Genomic DNA, 22,613 nt, shown 5'->3' with positions numbered 1-22,613 from the left:
TCGTCTGGTCTCCCGCGGACCCTCCGCACGCGTCGAAAGGACACCCTGTGTCGACTCCTGATCTCCTCATCGTCGGCTCCGGTCTGTTCGGACTGACCATCGCCGAGCGCGCCGTCGCCGAGCACGGCGCGAAGGTGACCATCATCGACCGGCGTCCGCACATCGGCGGCAACGCCTACTCCGAGGCCGATGCCCAGACCGGCATCGAGGTCCACAAGTACGGCGCCCACCTCTTCCACACCTCGAACCCCCGGGTGTGGGAGTACGTGAACCGCTTCACCGGCTTCACCGGCTACCAGCACAAGGTGTACACGAACCACCAGGGCGTGGTGTACCCGATGCCGATCAACCTCGGCACCGTCAACCAGTTCTTCCGCGCGGCCCACAGCCCGGAGGAGGCGCGCGCCCTGATCGCCGAGCAGGCCGGGGAGCTCGCGGGCACCGATCCGGAGAACCTCGACGAGAAGGGCATCTCGCTGATCGGCCGCCCGCTGTACGAGGCGTTCATCAAGAACTACACCGGCAAGCAGTGGCAGACCGATCCCAAGGACCTGCCCGCCTCGATCATCTCGCGGCTGCCGGTGCGCTACACCTATGACAACCGCTACTTCAGCGACACCTACGAGGGCCTGCCCGAGCAGGGCTACACCGCCTGGCTGGAGCGGATGGCCGACCACCCGGACATCGAGGTGCGGCTGGAGACGGACTACTTCGACACCTCGCAGCCGCTGAACCGGGACGCGGTGCGCGGCAACCTCCCCGTCGTCTACACCGGCCCCGTGGACCGCTACTTCGACCACGAGCTCGGAGAGCTGGGCTGGCGCACGATCGACCTGGAGACCGAGCACCACGACGTCGGTGACTTCCAGGGCACCTCGGTGATGAACTACGCCGATGCGGAGGTCCCCTACACCCGCATCATCGAACCCCGTCACTTCCACCCGGAGCGGGACTACCCTGCCGATCGCACCGTGATCCAGCGCGAGTACTCCCGCTTCGCCGAGTCCGGGGACGAGCCCTACTACCCGATCAACTCCGGTCGTGACCGCGAGCGCCTGCTGGCCTACCGCGAACGGGCCGGCGCCGAGCCGCGGACCCTGTTCGGCGGACGCCTGGGCACCTACCAGTACCTGGACATGCACATGGCCATCGGCTCCGCCCTGTCCATGGCCGACAACAAGCTGGCCGACCTGCTGCGGGCCTGACCCGACCGCCGCGCCGACGAGGAGCTCCACCACTCATGAATCCCACCGCCATCGCCGAGTCGACGAGCCAGGACGATCCCCCGCGGAGCGCCGACCAGCGGGTGCTGCAGCGGCTCATCCTCCCTGTGGAGGTCTCGCCCGACATCGTCCCCCTCTACATCGAGGCCGAGGAGGCCCGCGCCTCGAGCGCCGGCGGCTCCGTCGGGCTGCGCGGCGAGATCGCGGCGTCCTTCGGGGACGCCGATGACGTGATCGAGCGCACCGCCGCGCGCACGCGCGTCGACGTGAACGAGCTCAGCGAGCGGCACGGGGTGCGGATCCCCGCCCGCGCGATGCGGTCCTTCGGGACGTACTTCAACGCCTTCCCCGCGAGCTACTGGCGGCGGTGGACCGCGGTGCGGAAGATCCGGCTGACCGTCCGCACCCTGGGGGCGGGGCAGCTGATCGTGATGCGCTCGACGGCGCGCGGAAGCCTGCAGCGACACCTCACGATCGACGTCACGACCGACGGCGAGCAGGTCGTCGAGCTCCCCCTCACCGCCTTCGGCGACGGCGGCTGGTACTGGTTCGACGCCTACGCCGGCGGCGAGGACCTCGTCATCCTCGGGGCGGAGTGGTCGGCCGATGCCGGCCTCGCCCGCACGGAGGGCAGCTTCTCGATCGCGATGACCACGATGAACAAGGTCGAGTACTGCCTGGAGAACATCCGCACCATCGCGCAGGACGGCGACCTGCGGTCGCTGCTGGACGTCATGTACGTCGTGGACCAGGGCTCGGACCGGCTGCGGGACCACCCCGAGGATCTGGCTCCCCTCAGCGCCGAGCTCGGCGGGCAGCTGCAGATCATCGAGCAGGGGAACATCGGCGGCTCGGGCGGATTCTCCCGGGGCATGTACGAGGCGGCGACGGCCGGGACCTCGACCTACGTCATCAACTGCGACGACGACATCGTCATCGAGTCGGAGTCCCTGATCCGGATGGTGACCTTCGCGGACTTCGCGGTGCGCCCCACGCTCGTCGGCGCCCACATGTTCGATCTGAACAACCGCTCCGTGCTGCACGCCTTCGGGGAGATCGTCGATCCGTGGACCATCCAGCCCGCGCTGCCGCGCTCCGCACCGGAGATGCAGCACGACTTCGCCCAGCATCCGCTGCGCTCGACGCCCTGGCTCCACCGTCGCACCGACGTGGACTACAACGGCTGGTGGACCTGCTTGATCCCCACCGAGACGGTGCGGGCGATCGGCCTGAGCCTGCCGGTCTTCATCAAGTGGGACGACACGGAGTACGGGCTGCGGGCCCGCGACCACGGTTACCCGACGGTGTCCCTTCCCGGGGCCGGGGTCTGGCACGTGACGTGGGCGGACAAGAACGATGCCCTCGACTGGCAGGTCTACTTCCATGAGCGGAACCGGATCATCACCGCCCTGCTGCACTCGCACTACGAGCGCGGCGGCGGGGTTCTCGGGGAGTCCCAGTCGATCGACATCAAGCACCTCATCTCGATGCAGTACTACACGGAGCAGGCCCGTCTGAAGGCGCAGGCCGATGTGCTGCGCGGGCCCGATCATCTGCACCGGGAGATCTCCCTGGCGCTGCCGGAGCTGCGGGCCATGGTCGAGGAGTTCGACGACTCGACGACGCGGGAGGGGGCCGAGGCCTTCCCCGCGGTCCGGCGGGAGCGTCCGCCGCGCAAGGGGCGCGACATGACGCCGCCGCGCCGGACGATGCTGCCGGCCTGGACCGCGAAGATGATGATGCGTCAGCTGGCGAAGTCCACCACCGAGCTGTCCCGCGTGCACCCGCAGACGGAGATCGCCCATCAGGATGCGAAGTGGTGGCGGCTGAGCCGCTTCGACAGCGCCGTCGTCTCCAACGCCGAGGGGACCCGGGCGGCGTGGTACAAGCGCGACCCCGAGGCCGTGCGCAGGATGCTGGTCGAGACCCTGCGCACCCATGCCGCGCTGCTCCTGCAGTGGAGCAGCCTGAGCGCCCGATACCGCGAGGCCTCCGCCCGGATCACCTCCTTCGCCGCCTGGGAGCGGACCTTCGCCGACAACCCGGCCCCCGTGCGCGAGCGCGACCGGGCCGCGGACCGCGCAGCTCGGACCGGCGGGACCCGGACCGGCGAGGACAGGGGACCGGCCGCGTGAGCCGCGCCGGAGCCGCACGCTCCTCGCGGCTGCCCACGCGCGCGGAGCAGGCCGAGGGATGGCGGGCGCCCGGACAGGACGCGGGATGGCTGAACCCGGTGCGGGAGCGCTTCCTGCTGCGCCTGCTGGTGCGCAAGGAGCTGCGGGTCCGCTACCGCGGCAGCGCGCTGGGCATGCTGTGGAGCTACGTCAAGCCCGCGGTGCAGTTCATCGTGTTCTACATCGCGCTGGGAGTGTTCCTGCAGCTCCAGCGCGACACCCCCGCCTACGCGGTGTACCTCTTCAGCGGCATCGTGGTCGTCAACCTCTTCGGCGAGGTGTTCGGCAACGCCACCCGCTCGATCACCGGCAACCAGGCGCTGGTCTCGAAGATCTACCTGCCCAGCGAGCTGTTCCCCTGGGCGAGCATGATCGTGGCCCTCGTGCACTTCCTGCCCCAGCTGCTGGTGCTGGTGGTGGGAGCGCTGCTGTTCGGCTGGCTGCCCTCGACGACGTCCGCGCTCGCCTTCGGGCTGGGGCTGCTGATCCTGGTCGTGTTCACGATGGGGCTGGGGCTGGTCACGGCCGCGCTGAACGCGGCATTCCGCGACGTGGAGAACTTCGTGGACCTCATCGTGATGGTCGCGACCTGGCTCTCCCCGGTGCTGTACCGGATCTCGATGGTCGAGGAGGCGATCGGCGGCACGATCTGGTGGTGGCTCTACCAGCTGAATCCGCTGACCATCGTCGTGGAGCTGTTCCATGTGGCCTTCTGGCGCTACTCGCCGCCGGTGGTGGAGCGCGCGGGCGCGGACCCCTCGCTGCTCGCCCCCGGGGAGCCCTTCGGACTGTGGTGGGCCGGGCTGCTGATCGCGGCGGCCACCTTCGTGGTCGGCACCGTCCTGTTCGAGCACTCCAAGCGGCGCTTCGCCCAGGAACTGTGAGAGGAGGGCAGCGGTGAGTCCGAACATCGAGTCCGTGCCGGAGTCCGCGGCGGTCCCCACCGACCGCGAGATGGTGCGCATCGACCACGTCACCAAGCAGTTCTCGCTGCGTCACGACCACTCCCTCAAGGAGCTGGTGTTCTCCGCGCTGCAGCGCAAGAAGCTCGCCGACACCTTCCTCGCGCTCGACGACGTCGACCTCACCGTGCACGCGGGGGAGACCGTGGGGCTGATCGGCTTCAACGGCTCCGGCAAGTCGACCCTGCTCAAGACGATCTCCGGGGTGCTCTACCCCGACAGGGGCCAGGTGCGGCTGCGGGGGCGGGTCGCAGGGCTGATCGAGGTGGGCGCCGGGTTCCACCCCGACCTCTCCGGGCGCGAGAACGTCTACCTCAACGGTGCCATCCTCGGGATGGACCGGGAGCAGATCGAGGCGAAGTTCGAGGACATCGTCGCCTTCAGCGAGATCGAGGAGTTCATCGACACCGACGTGAAGTACTACAGCTCGGGGATGTTCCTGCGCCTGGCCTTCGCCGTCGCCGTGCACACCGAGCCGGACATCTTCCTGGTCGACGAGATCCTCTCGGTGGGCGACGAGCCGTTCCAGCGCAAGTGCCTCGAGCGCATCCGGGAGCTGCAGGAGGCGGGGCGCACCATGATCGTGGTCTCCCACGAGCTCGAGATGCTCGAGAGGCTGTGCACCCGCATCGTCGTGCTGCGCAAGGGCCGGACGGTCTACGACGGCGACCCCACCGAGGCCGTCGCGACCTTGCGCGCGAGCTGATCTCGCGGGCTGGTCTCCCGGGCTGGTCTCGCGGGCTGGTCTCGCGAGCCGACGTCGCGAGCTGTGCGCGGGATGGGCCCTGCGCGACCCGGGCGCATCCGCTCGGCGCCGCCTCTCAGACCCGCCCGGTCACCGACTCCTCCTGCGCCTGCTGCGCGGCGACGTCCTCGGCGGGGCCGACGATCCCCCCGCCGGCGAGCAGCGCGCCGAGCACCTGCGAGGCCGTGTCCAGCCCGTCGTCTTCCACCAGCAGGCGCGGCGGGGACCCGGTCACCGGCATGTGGGCCGCGGGGCCGCTCCACGCGGGAAGGACCACCCCGAGCTGATCCGGGCTGCCCCGCACCTCGGCGAGCCAGTCGTGCGCCAGGGGCGGCAGCTCGCCGTCGTAGCGCGGCGCGAGCGAGACGGCCTGCACCGCGAGCACCTCGTCCGCGGCGCGGGCGAGCTGCGAGTCGGGACGGTCGGTGATCACCACGCGCGGCTCCGCGAACCCGGCGGGCGGGCCGCCGTCCCCACGGCCACCTCCGTCTCCGCCGTCTCCGCCGTCCCCGTCGGTCCCACGATCGTGCACCGTCACCTCGGCGCCGAGCGCCCAGGCGGCCACCGCCAGGACGAGCCGCTTCCAGTGCGGCGGCAGATCGAGCACCACCGCGTCGTCGGGCGCCAGCGCGATCTCCTCGTGCAGGTGCCCGATCGACTTGATCAGCCAGTTGGCCAGCACATGGCCGGACAGCTCGATCCGCGAGGACTCCCCGTACCAGGCGAGGGCGGGGTTCGGACCGGACCGTTCGAGGGCGCTCAGCAGCTGCGCGGCGGTGTCGGCGGTGGCGGGCGGTCGGACTGTGCTCATGACGGATCCTCCGGGTCGGTGCGCTGTCCCGGGACGGGGACGGCGACCTCGACGAGGATCTCCGGCAGCGGGACGCCGAGGGTCTCGGCGCCGAGCGCGGTCCGGATCCGCTCGGCGAGCGTCGCCGCATCGAGCAGCGCGGTGGGCGAGTCGTCGGCCGGATCCACCACGATACGCGCACCACCGCCGGACCGGGGCCCAGCGGCGGCACCCTCGAGGCGCGCCCCGGGGGCGGGGGCCGCCGCGCGGGCGCCTCCCCGGGGCATCGCGGCGACCGCGAGCGCCCGCCGGATCCGCTCGTCGTCGGGCTCGGGGGACATCCTGGCGATCGGCTCCTGCTGCGGCGTCAGCCCCATCGCCGCCCAGACCGATTCGAGGCTGGGGCGGCGGAACCAGTCCTCCGCCCCGGTGCGGGAGAGGTCCCGGGCCGGGACGTCCTGCGCGGTCGCCCCCGGAACGCCCCGCACCAGCGCCGCCGGGACTCCGCTCGCCTTGCCCTTGACCAGGTCCGCGGCCGCGGCGAGCTCATCGGCGAGATTCCTCACCGTGACCGTCAGCGGGCGGCCGTCGGCGTCGGTGCCGCCGCGCAGATCCTGCAGCGAGCAAACTCCCGCCGCCCCGAGGGCGATGTCCCCCACCCCCACCCGCCAGATCCGTGAGGAGGTGTCCGTCAGCAGCACCCCGAGGTCCACCCCGAGCGCGGCGACCAGCGCGTCCCGCAGCTCACGGGCGCAGGCATCGGGGTCCTCGGGCAGCAGCAGCGGACCGTCCGGAGCGTTGGAGGAGTCCACCCCGGCGGCGGCCATCACCGGTCCCGAGGGGATCTGCACCACGGACGTGACCACGCGGGTGTGCAGGCGCCGGGCGACCAGGCGCACCGAGGCCTCCTCGATCGCGCGCTCCCGCTGCTCGGGCGCGACGCGCAGCCCCAGCGCCTTGGAGACGATCTTGGTGGAGACGCACAGCACGTCGCCGTCGCGCGGGGAGAGCGGTGCGAGCGCCGCGGCGAGCAGGGCGCCGAGGTCGGCCCCTTCGCGGATCTCGTCGAGCCCGGTGACCGGCAGCACCGTCAGCGTGGGGGCCGGTGCGCCGGCGGCGGAGAGGGGTGCGACCTGCGCGGGCGGACGGGCGTCGGTCACGGGGGCCTCCCGGGGCTGTGATCTGGGTGCGGCGGGCGCCTCGACGCGCCGCCGCCGCTTGACGGACCATAACTACACCGGTGTACTTTAGGCCCCGACGGGCCTTCGGTGCTCGACACAGCAGTGGAAGGAGTGGTGGCCATGGATGAGGAACGGGTCGAGGACGACGCGCGTGCCGAGCTGTCCCTGCTCGATCTCGCCGGGCAGGACTCCGACGACGCCGAGCTGACCTGGCAGGAACGGGCGCTGTGCGCCCAGACCGACCCGGAGGCGTTCTTCCCCGAGAAGGGCGGCTCCACGCGCGAGGCGAAGAAGGTGTGCGTCTCCTGCGAGGTGCGCGCAGAATGCCTCGAGTACGCCCTCGAGAACGATGAGCGCTTCGGGATCTGGGGCGGGCTCTCCGAGCGCGAGCGTCGCAAGCTCAAGCGCCGGGTGGTCTGACATCCTGACCCGGTGAGCGATCGTCATGTCACTGCGGTCGTCCTGCTGAGCGGGGCGACGACTGCGTCCACCCACGACGCTCTGCGCACTGCGCTGTCCACCCAGACCCGTCCCGTGGACCGGGTCGTCGTGGTGACCCCGTCCGAGCTCGCCGAGAGCGTCCTGGCGAGCGTCCAGGCCGATCTCGCCGAGGGATCGATCCAGGAGATCCTCCCCGTCTCCACCGCCGTGAGCCGCGCGGGAGCCGTCCGCGAGACCCTCGAGAACCTCGCCCCGCGCGAGAGTGCGGCGGAGCGGAGCAGGACCGCGGGCGAGGACGCGTCGCGCACCACGAGCCGACGCCCCCGGGGCCGTCGCGCTCGCCGGGTCGACAGCGTCGCCGTCGAGCGGGAGCGCACGCAGCGTGCCGAGGACCTCGCCCACGTCCCGCAGCGTCTGCGCGAGGAGCCCTACAGATCCGGCCGACGCGTCGGCACCGCCGACGCGGCCGGCGAGTCCTGGCTGTGGTTCGTCGTGGACGAGTCCACCCCGGGTCTGGACGCCCTCGAGCGCCAGCTGGAGATCCTCGAGTCCTCTCCCAGCACCGCGGTCGTCGGCACCAAGCGGGTGCGCCACGCCTCCCCGGGCGCGGACCAGCCCCTGACCGCGGAGAGCGCCGACGCGCTCGTGGACGTCGGCCTCACCCTCACCCACGGCGGGCGGATCATCACCGGCGTCGACCCGGGGGAGATCGACCAGGGGCAGGCGGACTGGCGCCACGACGTGCTGGCGGTGCCGCTGCCCGGCATGCTCGTGCGCGAGCAGGCGCTGCGCGAGGTCGGCGGGCTCGACCCCGATCTGCCGACCCCGTGGGCCGAGATCGACCTGTGCCGACGCATCTGGCGCTCGGGGGAGAGGGTCGCGGTCCAGGCCTCCGCCCGCGTGCTGCATCCCCACCCCGTCCGGCCGCTGCTGGACAGGCTCCGCGAGCAGCGCACCGGGCAGCTGCTGGTGCTGATCAAGCAGCGCACCCTGCTGCACGCCCTGCTCACCCTGGCGCTGCTGCCGATCGAGACGCTGCTGCGCATGCTGGGCGCGATCGCCGCCTCCGCTCCCCGCCGGGCGATGATGGAGCTGCGCGCCGCCGCGGCCGTCGTGCCGCGCTCGCGCCGCGTGCTCGGCCGCTCCCTGCGCGAGCGCCGGCACGCCCGGGTGCCGCGAGGGCGCCTCGCCCCGCTCTACCTGCCGCGCGGCGCCGCGCTGCGCCGCTGGGGGGACGACGCCTGGACGCGCCTGTTCGCCGACGATGACCGTCGTCGTCAGATCCGTCGCACCACCTGGGGGATCGCCGGGACCCGGCACGGACTCGACGACGCCGACTACGGGCGCCACGTCGTCTGGACGGTCGTGGTCGCGCTCGCCGCGACGGTGCTGGGGCTGCTCGCCCTGCGCGGCCTCTTCGGCCGCGGCGAGCTCGCCGGGCCGGGACTGCGCCCGATCCCCGAGCGATGGAGGGATCTCTGGGACGCCGCCTGGTCGAGCTGGGTCCCCGGTGGGCTCGGGGAGCGCGGCCCGGGGGACGCGCTGGTGCGGCTGCTCGGCCATCTGCCCTTCAGCGGCTCGCTGCTGATCGAGATCCTGGTCTTCGCCGCCGTGCCCGCGAGCGCGCTGTTCGCCTGGTGGGCCTCGGGCGCGCTGACCCGTGCCGTCGGCGCGCGCCTGGTGATCGCGAGCGTCTGGGCTCTCGCCCCGCCGCTGGTGTCCGCGCTCGCCGTCGGCGCCTGGCCGCTGCTGCTGGTGCACATCCTGCTCCCGCTGCTCGCCCTCGCCGTCGGCCGCGCCATCGGACTGCCCCACAAGGTGTCCCAGGCCAGCGTCTCCGCGGCCGCGGCCGGCGGGCTGCTGCTGCTGGTGATCGGGGCGGTGCAGCCCGCCCTCGTGCTGCTCGCCGCCGTGGCCCTGGTGCTGGTCGCGATCGCGGTGCCCGGCCGACGCCGGCGCCTGCTGTGGGTGCTGCTGCCCTCCCTCGCGCTCCACGCCCCCTACCTGGCCTCCTACCTCGGCCACCCCGGGTCGGTGCTCGCCGTCGCCGGGGTCCCGCCGAGCGCAGCCTCCGCCTCCGCCACGGACCTGGTCGCGCTGTGGCCCGTCGATCCCGGGCTGCAGGACCTGCTGGCCCCGCTGCTCGGCGGGACCGCCGCCACGCTGCTGCCCCTGCTGCTGCCGCTGGCCCCGGTGGTCCTCGCCGCGGTCGCCTCCCCGCTGCTGCCCGGCGCGGCCGGGAGGGCCGGCCGCTTCAGCCTCCTGCTGGCCGCCGTCGGGCTGCTCGCGGTGCTGCTGGCACGCAGCACCTGGACCGCGGTCGACGGCGACCGGCTCGTCGCGCCGCCGCTGCACGGACTGCTCAGCGCCACTCTGCTCGCACTCGCCGTCGGCGCCGCCGCCACCTTCGACGCCCTGGCCCGCCGCGAGGCCCGTGACGGCCGCGTGCGCCGGCTGCTCACCGGCGCGATCGGCGCCGTGGTGGCCGCGGCGTGCCTGGCCTCGGTGGTCGGCTGGACCGTGCTGCTGCCGGGACGGCTGCAGCTGGACCGGGTCGAGGAGGGCCAGGTCCCGGCCGCCGCCGCGGACCAGGGCCGCACCGACGCCCGCACCCGCGTGCTCCTCCTCGCCCAGCAGGACGACGGCGCGGTCGAGGCCCGGCTGGTGGTCCAGGGCGGCGACTCCGTCCTGCAGCACGCCGTGGTCACCGACGCGCGCGACGTCGACACCGTCCGGACGGGCGGCGGCGCGGACGGCGACCCCGCCTCCGCCGCGCTGCGCGAGACCGTCGCGGAGATGCTCTCCCCGGGCTCCGCCGAGGAGGAGGACGGCCGGGCCGACTCCCACCTCGCCCTCTCCTACGTGGTGGTGCAGGGCGGAGCGGGGGATCAGTCCGGGCTCATGCGTACCCTGGACGCCTCCACCGGGCTGGAGAAGGTCACCGAGGGCACCCGGGGCGGGATGTGGCGCGTCATCGACTCCGCCCCGCGCGCCGTCGTCATCGGGGGCTCGGCACCGCTGCCGCTGGCCAGCGGGGTCGTCGACGCGAGCGGGCGGATCCCTGCCGAGGACGCCGAACGCACCGTCGTGCTCTCCGAGCGCCACGACACCCAGTGGCGGGCGACGCTCGAGGGCACGGAGCTCGAGGCCGTCGCGGTGGACGGCTGGGCCCAGGGATTCGTGGTCCCCGCCGGAGCGGGAGGCGAGATCGATGTCCACCGCCAGCAGCCCCTGCGCCTGCTGTGGCAGCTGCTGCTCTACTCCTCGACCGCCCTGACCGCCCTGATCGCGATCCCCTGGCGGGTCCGCACGCGCACGGCGGAGGAGATGTATGGCTGAGAACCCCGCTCCCGAGGGCACCGGGGACCATCGCGCGCGGCGCGACGGGGCCCGCCCCCTCCTCGCCCTGGCCGCGCTGCTGCCGCTCGCGCTCGCCGCCGGTGCCCTGCTGACCGTGCCCGAGGCGGGCACCGTGGCGGTGGATCGGGCTTCGGCCGTCTCCCAGCCGGGCGCGAGCACGCGCTGGTGCCACGGCCCGCTGCAGGTGCCCGAGGGCGCCCTGGACGCCGGAGCGGACCCCGAGCTCGCCGTCGCCCCGCCCAGCCCGGAGATCTCCCTGCGCACGGTCTCGGTCGAACCCGCCTCCTCGCTGCTGTTCGGGACCGTCAGCGGCTCCTCGACCCTGCAGGAGGAGGACGGCTCGGTCCGTGCCCCCTCGATCACCGTCGACGGACCCGACGGGGGAGTCCTCTCGGACTCCCCCTCCTCCCAGGACCTGGGGGCCGCCGTGCTCGGGATGACCGGCCTCGAGACCGCCCCGCACGTGAGCTCCGCGACCTCCGAGCAGGGGCGACCGATCGCGGACACCCTCCAGAGCACCGTGGCCGCCGACGGCGACTACCGCTCCCTGGCGGTCACCCGCTGCGCGGAACCTGCCACCGAGGCCTCCTTCCTGGGCACCTCCACGGCGACCGGCGACAGCTCCGTGCTCGTGCTGCAGAACACCACCGACCGGCCCGCGACCGCCTCCGTGCAGCTGTGGACCGAGGACGGACCGGCCGCGATGGACGGTCGCAGCCAGATCGTGGTCGCCCCCGGGGAGGAGGAGCGGGTGCTGCTGGAGTCCGTGGCCGCCGGTCATGAGGCGGTGGGCGTGGACGTGAGCGTGCTCGGCGCGCCGCTGGTCATGCACCTGCAGACCACCGAGCGCGATGGGCTCACCCCGGGCGGCGCCGAGATCCTCGACCCCCTGCCCGCGGCGGGGACGGACCTGCTGATGCCCGGTGTGGACGTCGCGGGCACCGCGCCCACCCTGGTGCTCGCGAACCCCCGCGGCACCGACACCACGGCATCCGTCGAGGTCGTGGGACCCGACGGGCCGATCGACGCCGCCGCGCTGGCGGAGGTCGACGTGCCCGGCGGCACGGTGGTGCGCACCTCCCTGGACGGACTGCCCGAGGGCACCTACTCGGTGCGGGTGCGCGCCGAGGAGCCGGTCACCGCGGTCGCCCGCAGCGCCCTGACCGGGGCGGAGCTTCCCGGCGACACCATCGGTGCACCGGTCGACCTCGCCGTCGTCGCCCCCGCTCCGGCGATCCGCTCGCACGGCATGAGCGCCCTGCCCGCTCAGGGCGCCGCCGGCGAGCTCACCCTGGCCGCCACCGCCGACTCCGCGGTCACCGTGATCCCGATCGCCGCCGACGGCTCCGCGGGGGAGCCGCTGGAGGTGGAGGTCGCCGCCGGCGCCACCGCCGCGGTCGGTGCGCAGCAGCTCGAGATCGACGGCGAGTCCGCCGCCGGGATCAGCCTGGTCCCGGAGGTGCCCGGCGTGGTCCACGCCGCCTGGACGCAGCGCCAGAGCGACGGCGACGAGGTCTCGCTGCTCTCGTCCTACCCGGTGCTGTCCGAGCAGGGCGGCGGACGGGACGTCACGGTCACCCTCGGGGAGTGAGGGGCTCAGCCGGCCCAGGCCTCGGGATCCACGTCCTCCGGTGGGATGCTCAGCAGCGAGCCGATCTGCTCGGAGAGCACCTGGCGCACGAGCGTCTCGAGCTCGAGCTCGGTCGCGCAGCGGGTCTGCAGGGGCCGACGGTAGACGATCACCCGTGCAGGATGCTCACGAGAGGGCGGGATCACCCGTCCCAGCAGGACGGAGACCTCCTCCCAGGGCGCCGGATCGGCCGGAGGCACCTCCTCGACCAGCACCTGCAGGTGGGCGAGCCGGCGGGGGAAGCGCTCGGTGAGCGCGGCACCGGCATCGGCCACCAGGTCGTCGAAGCGCTCGCGCCGGGTGCGATAGCCCGGCAGGTGCGGGGGGATCAGGTCCCAGCGGCGGCCGCGTCCGCGGCGGTCGCGGCGGCGAGGTCCCTGTCGGGGGCCCGGTGATCCCGGCCGCAACGGCTGCACATCCATGGCCACAGCCTACGACCGACCTGCGGGGCGAGCGCACGGGAGGCGACCGACCCGCGGGGCGCGCCGTCCGCCGGGGGCGCTTCCCCCTGGATACACTGCTGGACGTGCCTGTTCGTGAATGCTCCCGGACCGCCTGCTCCCAGCCGGCCGTCACCTCGCTGACCTTCGTGTACGAGGACTCCACCGCGGTGCTCGGTCCGCTGTCACGGCTCAGCGAGCCCCACGCCTACGACCTCTGCCGTGAGCACGCCTCGCGGATGACGGCCCCGCGCGGATGGGAGCTGCTGCGGGTGGCCGGCGGCGAGGAGGTCAGCGACGACCTGGTCGCGCTGGCCGATGCGCTCCGCCCTCGCCGGGAGCGCCCCGGGGACCAGGCCCCTGCCGCTGCTCCGTCGTCCTCCTCGCGTCGTTCGACCGCTCCGCCGTCGGGACCGCGGTCCTCCCGCGACGCCGCGCCCACCCGCCATCTGCACGTGGTCAGGAGCGCGGATGACTGAGCTCTCCCAGCCGCGGCCCGATCCCGCGGTCGCCCCCCACGACCTCTCGGACATCGTGCTCGCCAACGACGTGCGCGGGCGCGCCGACGACCAGCTCACGGTCGAGGTGGCCCGGGCGCTGGGAGCGGCCTTCGCCGACTCCCTGGAGTCGCCCGAGCTGATCGTCGCCCACGACATGAGACGGAGCTCCCCGGCGCTCTCGCAGGCCGTCATCGAGGGCGCGGTGCGGCGCGGTGCGATCGTCGCCGATGCCGGACTGGCCTCGACCGATCAGCTCTACTGCGCCTCGGGGCTGCATCGGGCCGCCGCGGTCATGATCACCGCCTCCCACAACCCTCCCCAGGACAACGGGCTGAAGCTGTGCCTGCCCGGGGCCCGTCGGATCTCGCGGGACACGGGCCTGGGGGAGATCGGTCGTGCGGCGGAGGCGTACCTCGACGCGGGAGAGATCCCGGTGCGCGGCGAGGGCCGCGCCGAGGAGATCGACACCCTGGACGACTACGCCCGGACCCTGCTCGAGCTGGCACCCGTGCCCGAGGGCCGCCCGCTGCGGGTGGTCGTGGACGCCGGCAGCGGCATGGCCGGGCACACGGCCCCGGCCGTGCTGGGCCGACTGCCGCAGATCGAGATGGTCGGGCTCCACCTCGCACTGGACGGCGACTTCCCCCACCACCCGGCCGATCCGCTGCGCCCGGAGAACCTGCGCGACCTGCAGGAGGCGGTGCTCCGCGAGCGCGCCGACCTGGGCCTCGCCTTCGACGGCGACGCCGATCGCTGCGTGGTGCTCGACGAGACGGGGACCGCGGTGACGCCCTCGGCGCTCACCGCGCTCATCGCCCGGCGCGAGATCGCCTCCGCCCGGGCCGCGGGGGAGACGCGACCGGTGGTGGTCGCGAACCTCGTCACCTCCCGTCACGTCGCCGAGACGATCCGCGAGGCCGGGGGAGAGCACGTGCGCACCCCTGTGGGCCACTCGCTGATCAAGGAGACCATGGCCGCGCGAGGGGCGGTGTTCGGCGGCGAGCACTCCGCGCACTACTACTTCCGGGACTTCTTCCACGCCGATTCCGGCATGCTCGCGGCCCTGCACGTCCTGGCCGCGCTCGCCGAGACCGACGCCCCCTCCTCCGCGCTGGTCGCCGCGCACAGCCCTTATGCCGCGAGCGGGGAGATCAACACCCGGGTCGAGGACGCCGCGAGGGCCCGGGAGCGGGTGCGCGAACGCCTCGGGGGCCTGCCGGGAGCGCGCATCGACGACCTCGACGGGCTCACCGTCGAGCACTGGGACGAGGAGCGTCCCGCGGAGGAGCGCTGGTGGTTCACCCTGCGGTCCTCGAACACGGAACCGCTGCTGCGCCTGAACGTCGAGGCGGAGCAGGATGCCACGATGGAGCGGATCCGGGACGAGGTGCTCGCCCTGGTGCGGGAGGACGCCGTCGGCCTCACGACCGCCGACAGGACGGAGCCCGACCCGATGGAGCACGAGGACCGTGCCCGGCACGAGGACGGTGCCCGGCACGAGCAGGAGGCCGCGGACGAGCAGGGCCCCGCGGACGAGCAGGGGGCCGACCCCCTGGCGGTCACCGCCCCGGCGGTCGACGGCGGGATCGCGGCGCCCGTCGGGCCGCCGTCCGGGGCGAGCGGCGCCGACGTGCCCGGATGGGTGCGGGCCATCCTGCGCTGCCCGGACTGCGGTGGGGAGCTGCGCGACACGGACCGCGCGATGCGGTGCGAGGTCTGCCGGCGGGTCCATCCCGTCGAGGGCGGGATCCCCGTCCTCATCGCCGGGCGCCACGAGGCGCCGCCGAGCTCCTGAGAGCCCCGCGTCCGTGGAGGCTCAGACGGTGAACGGGACCGCACGGACCTCGGCGGACAGGTCCCGCTGACGCTCCTGGCCGCGTCGCAGCCGCAGCTCGTCCCGTCGTGACCGCTCGGCGATCACCGCGGTGAGGAACTGCTCCGGGTCCGTGCCCGGCGGCGGCGCCGGGGCGACATGGGGGAGGGTGCGGTGCAGCAGGTCCCGGGACAGCTGCCGGCGGGACTCGGGGTTGATCGAGCCCGCGCGGGGCAGGAACGAGCGGATGTCCTGCATCAGGGTCAGCGGCAGCCGGCCGACGTCGGCCCCCTGCACCCAGTCCTGCAGAGGTCCCGGCACCTCGACGCGCTGCGCGGTGAGGCCGCGCATCCGCTCCTGGATCACCATCGTGCCGGCCAGCAGGTCGCCCACCCGTCGGGACTTGCGGTCGATCACCGAGCAGGTCAGCGCGATCGCCCCGGAGGTGGACCAGAGCTCGAGCATCGCCATCACGGCCCGGATCAGGCTCTGGCGCACGTGGACGGGGCCGCCGTCGTCCCGCACCACCCGGGTGCCCATCACCACGCGGCCCACCGAGCGGCCGCCCGTCAGCAGCTCGCACAGCACCGGATAGCCCACGTAGGCGAGCACGGACATGGTGACGATCCCGGCGGCGACGAAGCCGTCGTCGAGCTCCGCGCGGGAGGCGCCCCAGACCAGCGAGATCGTCCCGCCGATCAGCAGGACGAGCTGGAGCACGCCGTCGATCACGGCCGAGAGCATGCGGGTGGCGAAGGAGGCGGTGCGCAGATCCAGCAGCACGGCGTCGCCGGTGATCAGCGCATCGCGATCCCTCGGGGTGGAGACCGCCGCTGCTGCGCCCATGGTTGCCATGGCCCCATCCTGACAGCCCGGCGCCGAGGGGGTCAGCGCCGACCGTCGGCTTCCGACGCCGGGGGCTCCGACTTTCGTCGGCCGTCCGCGGCGGCGGCGGACCCTACCCTGAGGTCGTGGACACCGACGCCTTCATCGCCGTGCACCGACCCCAGTGGGACAGGCTGCGGGAGCTGACCCGCCGCCGCACCCTCGATGCTGCCGACGTCGGAGAGCTGCTCTCCCTGTACCAGGAGACCTCCACCCACCTCTCGACCGTCCGGTCCACCAACCCCGACCCGGCGCTGGTCTCGTGGCTCTCGCTGCTCGTGCATCGCGCCCGGCTGCGGATCACCGGCGCCCGCACCCCGCTGTGGAAGCACGCCCGCACCTTCTTCTGGGAGGACCTGCCGGCGGCGCTGTACGAGGCCCGCTGGACGGTGGCGCTGGCCGCGGCCGTCTTCCTGCTCTCCACCGTCGTCACCGGCGTCTACTTCGGCATGGATCCCACGGCGCGCGAGCTGGTGATCCCCCAGGACCAGCAGCGCCAGCTGGCCGAGGAGGACTTCGTCAGCTACTACTTCGAGGGCGAGGCCTCCGGGTTCGCCGCCCAGGTGTGGACCAACAACGCCTGGATCACGGTGCAGGCGGTGGTCTTCGGCGTCACCGGCTTCTGGCCCCTGGTCATGCTGGTGCAGAACGGACTGAACATCGGACTGTCCGCTGGCGTGATGAGCGCCTACGGCGGCCTGGGCACGTTCTTCGTCTACATCCTCCCGCACGGTCTGCTCGAGATCACCGCGGTGCTGGTGGGGGCCGGGGCCGGGCTGCGCACCTTCTGGGCCTGGGTGCGGCCCGGACCGGTGCCGCGGCTGTGGGCGCTCTCCCGTGCCTCGCGCGCGCTGATCACGGTCGCGATCGGGCTGGTGCCCGTGCTGCTGGTCGCGGGCTTCATCGAGGCGTTCGTGACGCCGAGCGGGCTGCCCCCCGCGCTGCGGATCGCGATCGGGGCCGTCGCCTGGCTCGCCTTCATGGTGTTCATGCTCGGCCGCGGTCGGCAGGTGCACCGCGAGGGAGTGAGCGGGGACCTCTCCGAGGAGCTGGTCGGGGCGAGCGTCGCCACCGCCGGCTGATCCGGATCGCCGCGGCCCCTGCACGGCGCCTCACAGCCTCCCGGCGGCCTTGAGGGCGAGGTACGCGTCGGCCAGGGCCTGCGGGGCCCGGTCCGGTGGGGCGTCGACCACATGGGCGCCGACCCGTTCGAGGGCATGCGAGACCCCGGATCGCTCGGAGCGCGCCTGTTCGGCGGCGGCCGCGCGGTACACCTCCTCGAGATCGCCGCGCCCGGCGGCGAGCTCCTCGAGGGCAGGATCTGCGACCGAGGCGACCAGCAGCGGATGATCCCTCGCCAGGCGGGCGGCGACCGGCAGCAGCCCGGAGTGGACCACCGAGGCCTCCACCGGCGTGATCAGCACGACCAGGGAGCCGCGACGGGTGCGGTCGGTGATCGTGCTCGCGGCGAGCTCCCAGTCGGTCTCCACCAGCGCCGGCTCCACCCCGGCGGTGGCCGTGACCATGTCGTGGAGGACCTTCGTGCGGGTCGAGCCGAGCACCGAGACGTGCGGGATGCGGTCCACGCACACCAGGTCCACGCGGTCCCCGGCCTGCCCGGCCAGCGCCGTCAGCAGCAGCGCGGCGTCGAAGGCGGCGTCCAGGCGGGTCGCCTCGCCGAGCCGGCCCGCGGAGGTGCGGGAGGTGTCCACCACGATCAGCACGTGCCGGTCCCGCTCGGGCCGCCACGTGCGCACCACGACGCTGCGCCGACGGGCGGTCGCGCGCCAGTCGATCGAGCGCACGTCGTCACCGTCGACGAAGTCGCGCAGGGAGTCGAACTCGGTCCCCTGCCCCCGCTGATGGATCGCCGCGAGCCCCTCGATCTCGCGCAGCCGCTGCACCCGCGAGGGCAGATGGCGTCGTGAGCCGAAGGGGTGCAGCGCCAGCAGGCGGCCGGGGGCCTCGGCCCTCGCGGTGCGCCGGGCGAGGCCCAGCGGCCCCCGGGAGGCGATCAGCAGCGCCCGGCTGCGGTGCTCCCCCCGACGGGTCGGGGTGAAGACCTGGGTGATCGCGCGCCGCTCGGTCGAGGGCAGGTGCAGCGCGGAGCGCTGGGAGGACAGGCCGGCGGTCGGGTTCCAGGCGTCGCGCACCTCGAGGGAGGCGCTCCTCGAGGTCGGGTTGGTCAGCAGCAGGCGACCGGTGACGGTCCCTCCCAGGCGCACCTGCGTCGGGGCGGCCCGCCGCACCCTGATCCGTCGCGGATCGGTGGCCAGGAGCGCGTCGGCGAGGACCACCAGGGCCCACAGCACCGCCAGCACGAGCAGCATCCACCAGGTCGGCCAGAGCACGACCAGGGGCAGCCCGAGCAGCGCGACCGGAGCCGCGCGGGGTGTCAGCGAGAGCCTCATCGACGCCGGTCCTCAGCGGGGGACCGGCACGGAGGCGAGGGTCGCGGCGAGGACCGCCTCGACCTGCGTCCCCTCGAGCTCGGCCTCGGTGGTCAGGCGCACCCGGTGCGAGAGCGTGGAGGGCGCCATGGTCTTCACGTCGTCGGGCGTGATGAAGTCTCGACCCGAGAGGTACGCCCAGGCGCGCGAGGTGCGCAGCAGCGCGATCGCGCCGCGCGGGGAGACGCCCAGGGTGAGGCTGGGGGAGCGGCGGGTCGCCCGGCACACGTCGACGATGTACTGCACGACGGGGTCCTCGGCCACCACCTGGGACACGTCCTGCTGGGCCCGGTGGAGGGAGGGGACGTCGACCACGGCGCTCAGACCCATCGCGGAGAGGTCGGTGGTGTCGAAGCCTCCGGCGTGGCGCCGCAGCACGTCCACCTCGACCTCCCGCTCGGGCAGCGGCATGACGGCCTTGAGCAGGAAACGGTCCAGCTGTGCCTCGGGCAGGGTGTACGTGCCGTCGAACTCGATCGGGTTCTGGGTCGCGATGACCAGGAACGGGTCCGGCAGCGGTCGGCTGGCGCCGTCCACGGTCACCTGCCGCTCCTCCATCGCCTCCAACAGCGCCGACTGGGTCTTCGGAGGCGTGCGGTTGATCTCGTCGGCCAGCAGCAGGTTCGTGAACACGGGCCCTTCGCGGAAGACGAGGTCGCTGGTGGTGTTGTCGTAGACGAGGGAGCCGGTGATGTCCCCGGGCATCATGTCCGGGGTGAACTGGACGCGGCGCATCCGCACGTCCAGCGCCGCCGCCAGGGAGCGCACCAGCAGGGTCTTGGCCACGCCCGGCACGCCTTCGAGCAGCACGTGCCCGCGGCACAGCAGCGCCACGACGAGGCTGGTCACGGCGGCGTCCTGACCCACGACCCCCTTGTGGATCTCGGCGGACAGGCGCTGCAGATGGGCGCGGGTGTCCTGGTCGACGTCCGGCCCGGCGGGAGCCGGCGCGCTGGTGGGCTCTGGGGTGGGGTCGGCGCCCGCGGTGGGGTCGGTCATCGGTCGATCTCCTTCTCGAGACGGTCGAGGTCGTGCGCGAGGCGCACGAGGTCCTGGTCGGTGGTGACGGGGGTGGGGCCGAGCAGAGCGCGCAGCTCCTCCGCCGAGCGCTCCGTCTGCGGGGCGAGGGTCGCCACGAGTCCGTCGAGTGAGGACTCGTGGCGCAGACCGAGGCGGTCCGCGAGCCGGACGGCGGTCGCGGCGCGCAGGGAGGCCGCCGCCCCGTCCCGTGCGTCGGCGCGCTGGAGCAGCCGGGCGCTGCCGAGCACCAGCTCCTGGGGCCGCACCGTGACCGGCAGCGGCTCGACCACGACCGGGCCGAAGCGACGACCGGCCGCCACCAGGGCGAGGACCGCCGTCAGCAGCAGCCACAGCACCACGGGACCGGTCCAGCCGGGAAGGTACCCGAGCAGGGACTGCGAGGAGGTGCCCATCGGATCGGTCGTCGAGGGCACGTACCAGCTGAGCTCGCCGTCCGCGGCGAGCACGTTGAGCACCAGCGCGGAGTTGTCCGCGCGGCCCACCCCGGCATTGGTCAGCAGGTCCGCGCTGCCCAGCACGATCAGCCCGTCGTGCTCGGCCACCAGGGCACCGGAGTCGTCGCCGAAGCAGGCCTCGGCCCTGTCGTCGGTGCGGTACAGGGCGGCGGCACCGCGCAGCCCGTCGTCGGGGTGCGGCACCTCGAGGACCCTTGCACGGTGCGCGAGGTCCCCGCAGTCGGGGCCCGCCTCGAGCCGGGCGGAGTCGCGCAGCGCCGAGGACGGGGTGATCTCGTCGCTGAGCGAGGCGAGGACGAGGGCGTCGGGCCGGACGAGCACGAGGCGTCCGTCGCCGGCCTCCCGGGCGTCGGCGAGGGCGCTGACCTGCTGGGGGGCGAGCCGGCCGGGGTCGGTGACCAGCACGGTGCGTCCGCTGCGCAGCGCCTCGGCGGCATCGGCGGTGTGCCGGTCCACGTCCACGGCGACGCCGAGGTCCTCCAGCACCTGGACCACGGCCTTGGAGCCCTGGTCGGTGGGGGCGTCGGGCTCCAGCTCACCGTCCCGATAGAGCCCGCGCGCGACCGAGGCGAGGACCGCCGCGATCATCGCGAGCGCGATGAGGACGATCAGCAGGGGCCGACGGCGCCGCGGGGCCGCAGGGCCGGGGGCAGGATCCGCGGCGGTGCCGCCGACGGGCACCGTCGGTGCGGGAGCGGCCTCGAAGCTCATGCGGACGTCCCGGCGGCGGCGAGGGAGCCATCGGCCTCCACGGTCGACAGGTCGGGGGCGGACTCGGCGATGTACTCGGCCAGGCGCAGCAGGTCGTCGGCCTGCTTGGCGGTGCCGGACCGGTGGGAGTAGGCGGCGGTGTCGAAGGCGTCGGCGGCACGCTGGAGTCGGCCGCGCAGGTCCGGGAAGGGCACCGCGGCGCGCGCCGCGGCCTCGTGCGCGGTCATCCCGGCGGCCACGTCCAGCAGGGTGCGCTCCTCGAGGTCCCGCACCAGGGCGCGCAGCGCCAGCACGGTGCCGTCGTCCGTCCGGCCCGCGTCGATCGCGCTGCGGGCCGCGGAGCGCAGCTGCTCGCCGCTGAGCACGGGCTCTGCGTCGAGTTCGGGCGCGACGGCGAGCGGATGGCTGCGACGGAGCAGGCCGGTGCGGCGCAGCACCAGGACGGCCACCGCGAGCAGGGCGAGCACCACCAGCACGGCGACGCCGGCCTGGGCGGTCGAGGAGCCGTCGATCCCCGCGAGCACCCGCATCAGCCAGTCCTCGAGAGTGCCCAGGAGCCAGGCGATGAAGCCGGGCGAGTCGTCGTACTCCGCCTTGGACAGCTCCTCCAGGACCCGCGAGCGGGCGTCCTGAGGATCCTGAGGGGGCGGCGCCGCGGAGATCATCGCGCGACACCCTCGTCCCAGGCCTCCCGCGCCCGCCGGGTCAGCTCCACGTCCCAGGCCTCATGGCGCATCCGGTTGTCGGCGTAGACCGCCACGATCCCGGCGGAGAGGAAGGGGGCCAGCAGGAAGGATGCGGCGTAGCTGCCCAGCATGGACAGGATCGTCAGCACGGCCATGCCCAGCACGATCGCCTCGAAGGAGCTGGCCAGGAGGATGGCGAGGTACAGGATCGTGGCGAGGGTGCCGAACACCCCGGCGATCACCTGCATCGCGACCGAGTAGAGGACGTACACCAGCAGCGCGATGCCCAGCACCCGCCAGAAGCGACGCCCGCGCGTCATCCCGAAGCTGCGGCGGAGGGCGCCGAGCACCGTGGTGTCCTCGATGACCAGCGCGGGAACGGCCAGGACCGTGCGGGCCCACAGCCAGATCGCCGCGAGCACCCCGACGACCAGACCGAGCACGAGCAGGACGATCGTCAGCACGCTCGCCTCCTGCAGCAGCACCAGCGGGAGCATCCCGAGGACGAAGGGCACCGCGAACAGCACCGTGCCGAGCAGCCCGATCAGGAGGCTCACCACGACCGCGGGCAGGCCGCGGCGGCGCATGGTCGCCCACATCTCCTCGGTGGGCACGGGGCGGCCCACCGCCTCCCCCAGGGCGACACGGGTGAGCGCGACCGTCACCAGCGCCGCGGCCACGAGGGTCACGACCAGGGTCAGTGCGGTGGAGGAGATCAGCACGGCCGCGTCCGCCAGGCTGTCCAGGCCCGCGACCTCCGCCTGCGGATCCTCCATCACGGCCTGCATGTCACCGATGATCGGGACCATGCTGGCCCCGGTCGCGAAGGTGGTGATCACGAAGGCGACGCCGTAGACGGCGGCGGCGACGCCGAGCACCGACCTCGCACGCAGCCGGTAGATCCGCACCGCCGCGCCGAGGATCTCGCCCAGGCCCAGCGGGCGCAGCGGGAACAGCGGCATCGACTGCACGAGCTCGCGGCGCGGCCCGCCGCGCGGTGCGGGGCCGGAGGGCTCGACCGGCCCGGTGCCCGTGGACGCCGGGTCGCCCTCGGGGGTCGCGGACGCGTCGTCGCCGCCGGTCGCTCCCGGGGCTGTCCACTGCGTGCTCATCGATCCTCCTGCTG

Annotated in this window: 19 protein-coding genes; 10 read left to right on the top strand and 9 right to left on the bottom strand. The window is 73.7% G+C overall.

Annotated features, from left to right (window positions below):
• The first annotated feature begins 47 nt into the window (after positions 1–47).
• The 4 genes from glf to ACT3SP_RS13445 are packed head-to-tail and all read left to right on the top strand — an operon-like array spanning position 48 to position 5,065.
• Positions 48–1,205 carry a UDP-galactopyranose mutase gene (gene glf, locus ACT3SP_RS13460; RefSeq protein ID WP_444587810.1) on the top strand — a complete coding sequence of 386 codons (1,158 nt, stop codon included), beginning with the start codon at positions 48–50 and terminating at the stop codon, positions 1,203–1,205.
• 35 nt (positions 1,206–1,240) lie between these two features.
• Positions 1,241–3,358 carry a glycosyltransferase gene (locus tag ACT3SP_RS13455; RefSeq protein WP_444587809.1) on the top strand — a complete coding sequence of 706 codons (2,118 nt, stop codon included), beginning with the start codon at positions 1,241–1,243 and terminating at the stop codon, positions 3,356–3,358.
• Entirely contained in the window at positions 3,355–4,281 is a 927-nt protein-coding gene (locus tag ACT3SP_RS13450; protein ID WP_444587808.1) for an ABC transporter permease, read from the top strand. Before ACT3SP_RS13455 ends, ACT3SP_RS13450 begins: the two co-directional genes overlap by 4 nt.
• Before the next feature lie 13 nt (positions 4,282–4,294).
• Positions 4,295–5,065, top strand: a complete 771-nt coding sequence (locus tag ACT3SP_RS13445; protein ID WP_444587807.1) for an ABC transporter ATP-binding protein — start codon at positions 4,295–4,297, stop codon at positions 5,063–5,065.
• A 115-nt stretch (positions 5,066–5,180) separates the two neighbouring features.
• On the opposite strand, the gene ACT3SP_RS13440 is transcribed toward ACT3SP_RS13445, so the two are convergent.
• Both ACT3SP_RS13440 and ACT3SP_RS13435 read right to left on the bottom strand, forming a co-directional pair.
• Complete coding sequence (locus tag ACT3SP_RS13440) at positions 5,181–5,915, bottom strand: TIGR03089 family protein (protein ID WP_444587806.1); 735 nt, start codon at positions 5,913–5,915, stop codon at positions 5,181–5,183.
• A complete protein-coding gene (locus ACT3SP_RS13435) occupies positions 5,912–7,054 on the bottom strand; it encodes a coenzyme F420-0:L-glutamate ligase (RefSeq protein ID WP_444587805.1) in 1,143 nt (380 codons plus the stop codon). The genes ACT3SP_RS13440 and ACT3SP_RS13435 overlap by 4 nt, the downstream gene beginning before the upstream one ends.
• Before the next feature lie 141 nt (positions 7,055–7,195).
• Here ACT3SP_RS13435 and ACT3SP_RS13430 point away from each other — a divergent pair, with 141 nt between their 5' ends.
• Genes ACT3SP_RS13430 through ACT3SP_RS13420 form a run of 3 tightly spaced genes read left to right on the top strand, consistent with a single transcriptional unit; the run spans position 7,196 to position 12,467 of the window.
• Positions 7,196–7,495: a WhiB family transcriptional regulator gene (locus tag ACT3SP_RS13430; RefSeq protein WP_444587804.1), complete on the top strand. Its 300-nt coding sequence runs from the start codon at positions 7,196–7,198 to the stop codon at positions 7,493–7,495.
• 12 nt (positions 7,496–7,507) lie between these two features.
• Positions 7,508–10,855: a hypothetical protein gene (locus ACT3SP_RS13425; RefSeq protein WP_444587803.1), complete on the top strand. Its 3,348-nt coding sequence runs from the start codon at positions 7,508–7,510 to the stop codon at positions 10,853–10,855.
• The gene (locus ACT3SP_RS13420) at positions 10,848–12,467 is read left to right on the top strand and encodes a DUF5719 family protein (RefSeq protein WP_444587802.1); all 1,620 of its coding nucleotides are present in this window, start codon (positions 10,848–10,850) and stop codon (positions 12,465–12,467) included. Before ACT3SP_RS13425 ends, ACT3SP_RS13420 begins: the two co-directional genes overlap by 8 nt.
• 5 nt (positions 12,468–12,472) lie before the next feature.
• On the opposite strand, the gene ACT3SP_RS13415 is transcribed toward ACT3SP_RS13420, so the two are convergent.
• A complete protein-coding gene (locus ACT3SP_RS13415; RefSeq protein WP_444587801.1) occupies positions 12,473–12,928 on the bottom strand; it encodes a metallopeptidase family protein in 456 nt (151 codons plus the stop codon).
• 104 nt (positions 12,929–13,032) lie between these two features.
• Between ACT3SP_RS13415 and ACT3SP_RS13410 the strand changes: the two genes are divergently transcribed.
• Together ACT3SP_RS13410 and ACT3SP_RS13405 are read left to right on the top strand one after the other, a co-directional pair.
• On the top strand, positions 13,033–13,425 hold the full coding sequence (locus ACT3SP_RS13410) for a DUF3499 domain-containing protein (RefSeq protein WP_444587800.1): 393 nt from the start codon (positions 13,033–13,035) through the stop codon (positions 13,423–13,425).
• Positions 13,418–15,241 carry a phosphomannomutase/phosphoglucomutase gene (locus tag ACT3SP_RS13405; protein ID WP_444587799.1) on the top strand — a complete coding sequence of 608 codons (1,824 nt, stop codon included), beginning with the start codon at positions 13,418–13,420 and terminating at the stop codon, positions 15,239–15,241. The genes ACT3SP_RS13410 and ACT3SP_RS13405 overlap by 8 nt, the downstream gene beginning before the upstream one ends.
• A 21-nt stretch (positions 15,242–15,262) precedes the next feature.
• Here the strand turns inward: ACT3SP_RS13405 and ACT3SP_RS13400 are convergent, their stop codons facing one another.
• Complete coding sequence (locus ACT3SP_RS13400; RefSeq protein ID WP_444587798.1) at positions 15,263–16,114, bottom strand: RDD family protein; 852 nt, start codon at positions 16,112–16,114, stop codon at positions 15,263–15,265.
• Positions 16,115–16,230: 116 nt separating this feature from the next.
• Here ACT3SP_RS13400 and ACT3SP_RS13395 point away from each other — a divergent pair, with 116 nt between their 5' ends.
• Positions 16,231–17,226 carry a stage II sporulation protein M gene (locus ACT3SP_RS13395; protein WP_444587797.1) on the top strand — a complete coding sequence of 332 codons (996 nt, stop codon included), beginning with the start codon at positions 16,231–16,233 and terminating at the stop codon, positions 17,224–17,226.
• Between the two features lie 30 nt (positions 17,227–17,256).
• On the opposite strand, the gene ACT3SP_RS13390 is transcribed toward ACT3SP_RS13395, so the two are convergent.
• Genes ACT3SP_RS13390 through ACT3SP_RS13370 form a run of 5 tightly spaced genes read right to left on the bottom strand, consistent with a single transcriptional unit; the run spans position 17,257 to position 22,599 of the window.
• Positions 17,257–18,555 carry a DUF58 domain-containing protein gene (locus ACT3SP_RS13390; RefSeq protein ID WP_444587796.1) on the bottom strand — a complete coding sequence of 433 codons (1,299 nt, stop codon included), beginning with the start codon at positions 18,553–18,555 and terminating at the stop codon, positions 17,257–17,259.
• Positions 18,556–18,567: 12 nt separating this feature from the next.
• On the bottom strand, positions 18,568–19,593 hold the full coding sequence (locus tag ACT3SP_RS13385; RefSeq protein ID WP_444587795.1) for an AAA family ATPase: 1,026 nt from the start codon (positions 19,591–19,593) through the stop codon (positions 18,568–18,570).
• Entirely contained in the window at positions 19,590–20,801 is a 1,212-nt protein-coding gene (locus ACT3SP_RS13380; protein ID WP_444587794.1) for a DUF4350 domain-containing protein, read from the bottom strand. The genes ACT3SP_RS13385 and ACT3SP_RS13380 overlap by 4 nt, the downstream gene beginning before the upstream one ends.
• Positions 20,798–21,466 carry a DUF4129 domain-containing protein gene (locus ACT3SP_RS13375; protein WP_444587793.1) on the bottom strand — a complete coding sequence of 223 codons (669 nt, stop codon included), beginning with the start codon at positions 21,464–21,466 and terminating at the stop codon, positions 20,798–20,800. The genes ACT3SP_RS13380 and ACT3SP_RS13375 overlap by 4 nt, the downstream gene beginning before the upstream one ends.
• Positions 21,463–22,599, bottom strand: coding sequence for a glycerophosphoryl diester phosphodiesterase membrane domain-containing protein (locus ACT3SP_RS13370; RefSeq protein WP_444587792.1), 1,137 nt, complete (start codon positions 22,597–22,599; stop codon positions 21,463–21,465). The genes ACT3SP_RS13375 and ACT3SP_RS13370 overlap by 4 nt, the downstream gene beginning before the upstream one ends.
• Positions 22,600–22,613: the final 14 nt, after the last annotated feature.

This window comes from Brachybacterium sp. AOP43-C2-M15, assembly GCF_052446295.1.
In the GTDB taxonomy this organism is placed as follows: Bacteria; Actinomycetota; Actinomycetes; order Actinomycetales; family Dermabacteraceae; genus Brachybacterium.
The sequence above is the reverse complement of the archived record's forward strand: the minus strand, read 5'-3'. Positions and strand labels throughout refer to the sequence as shown.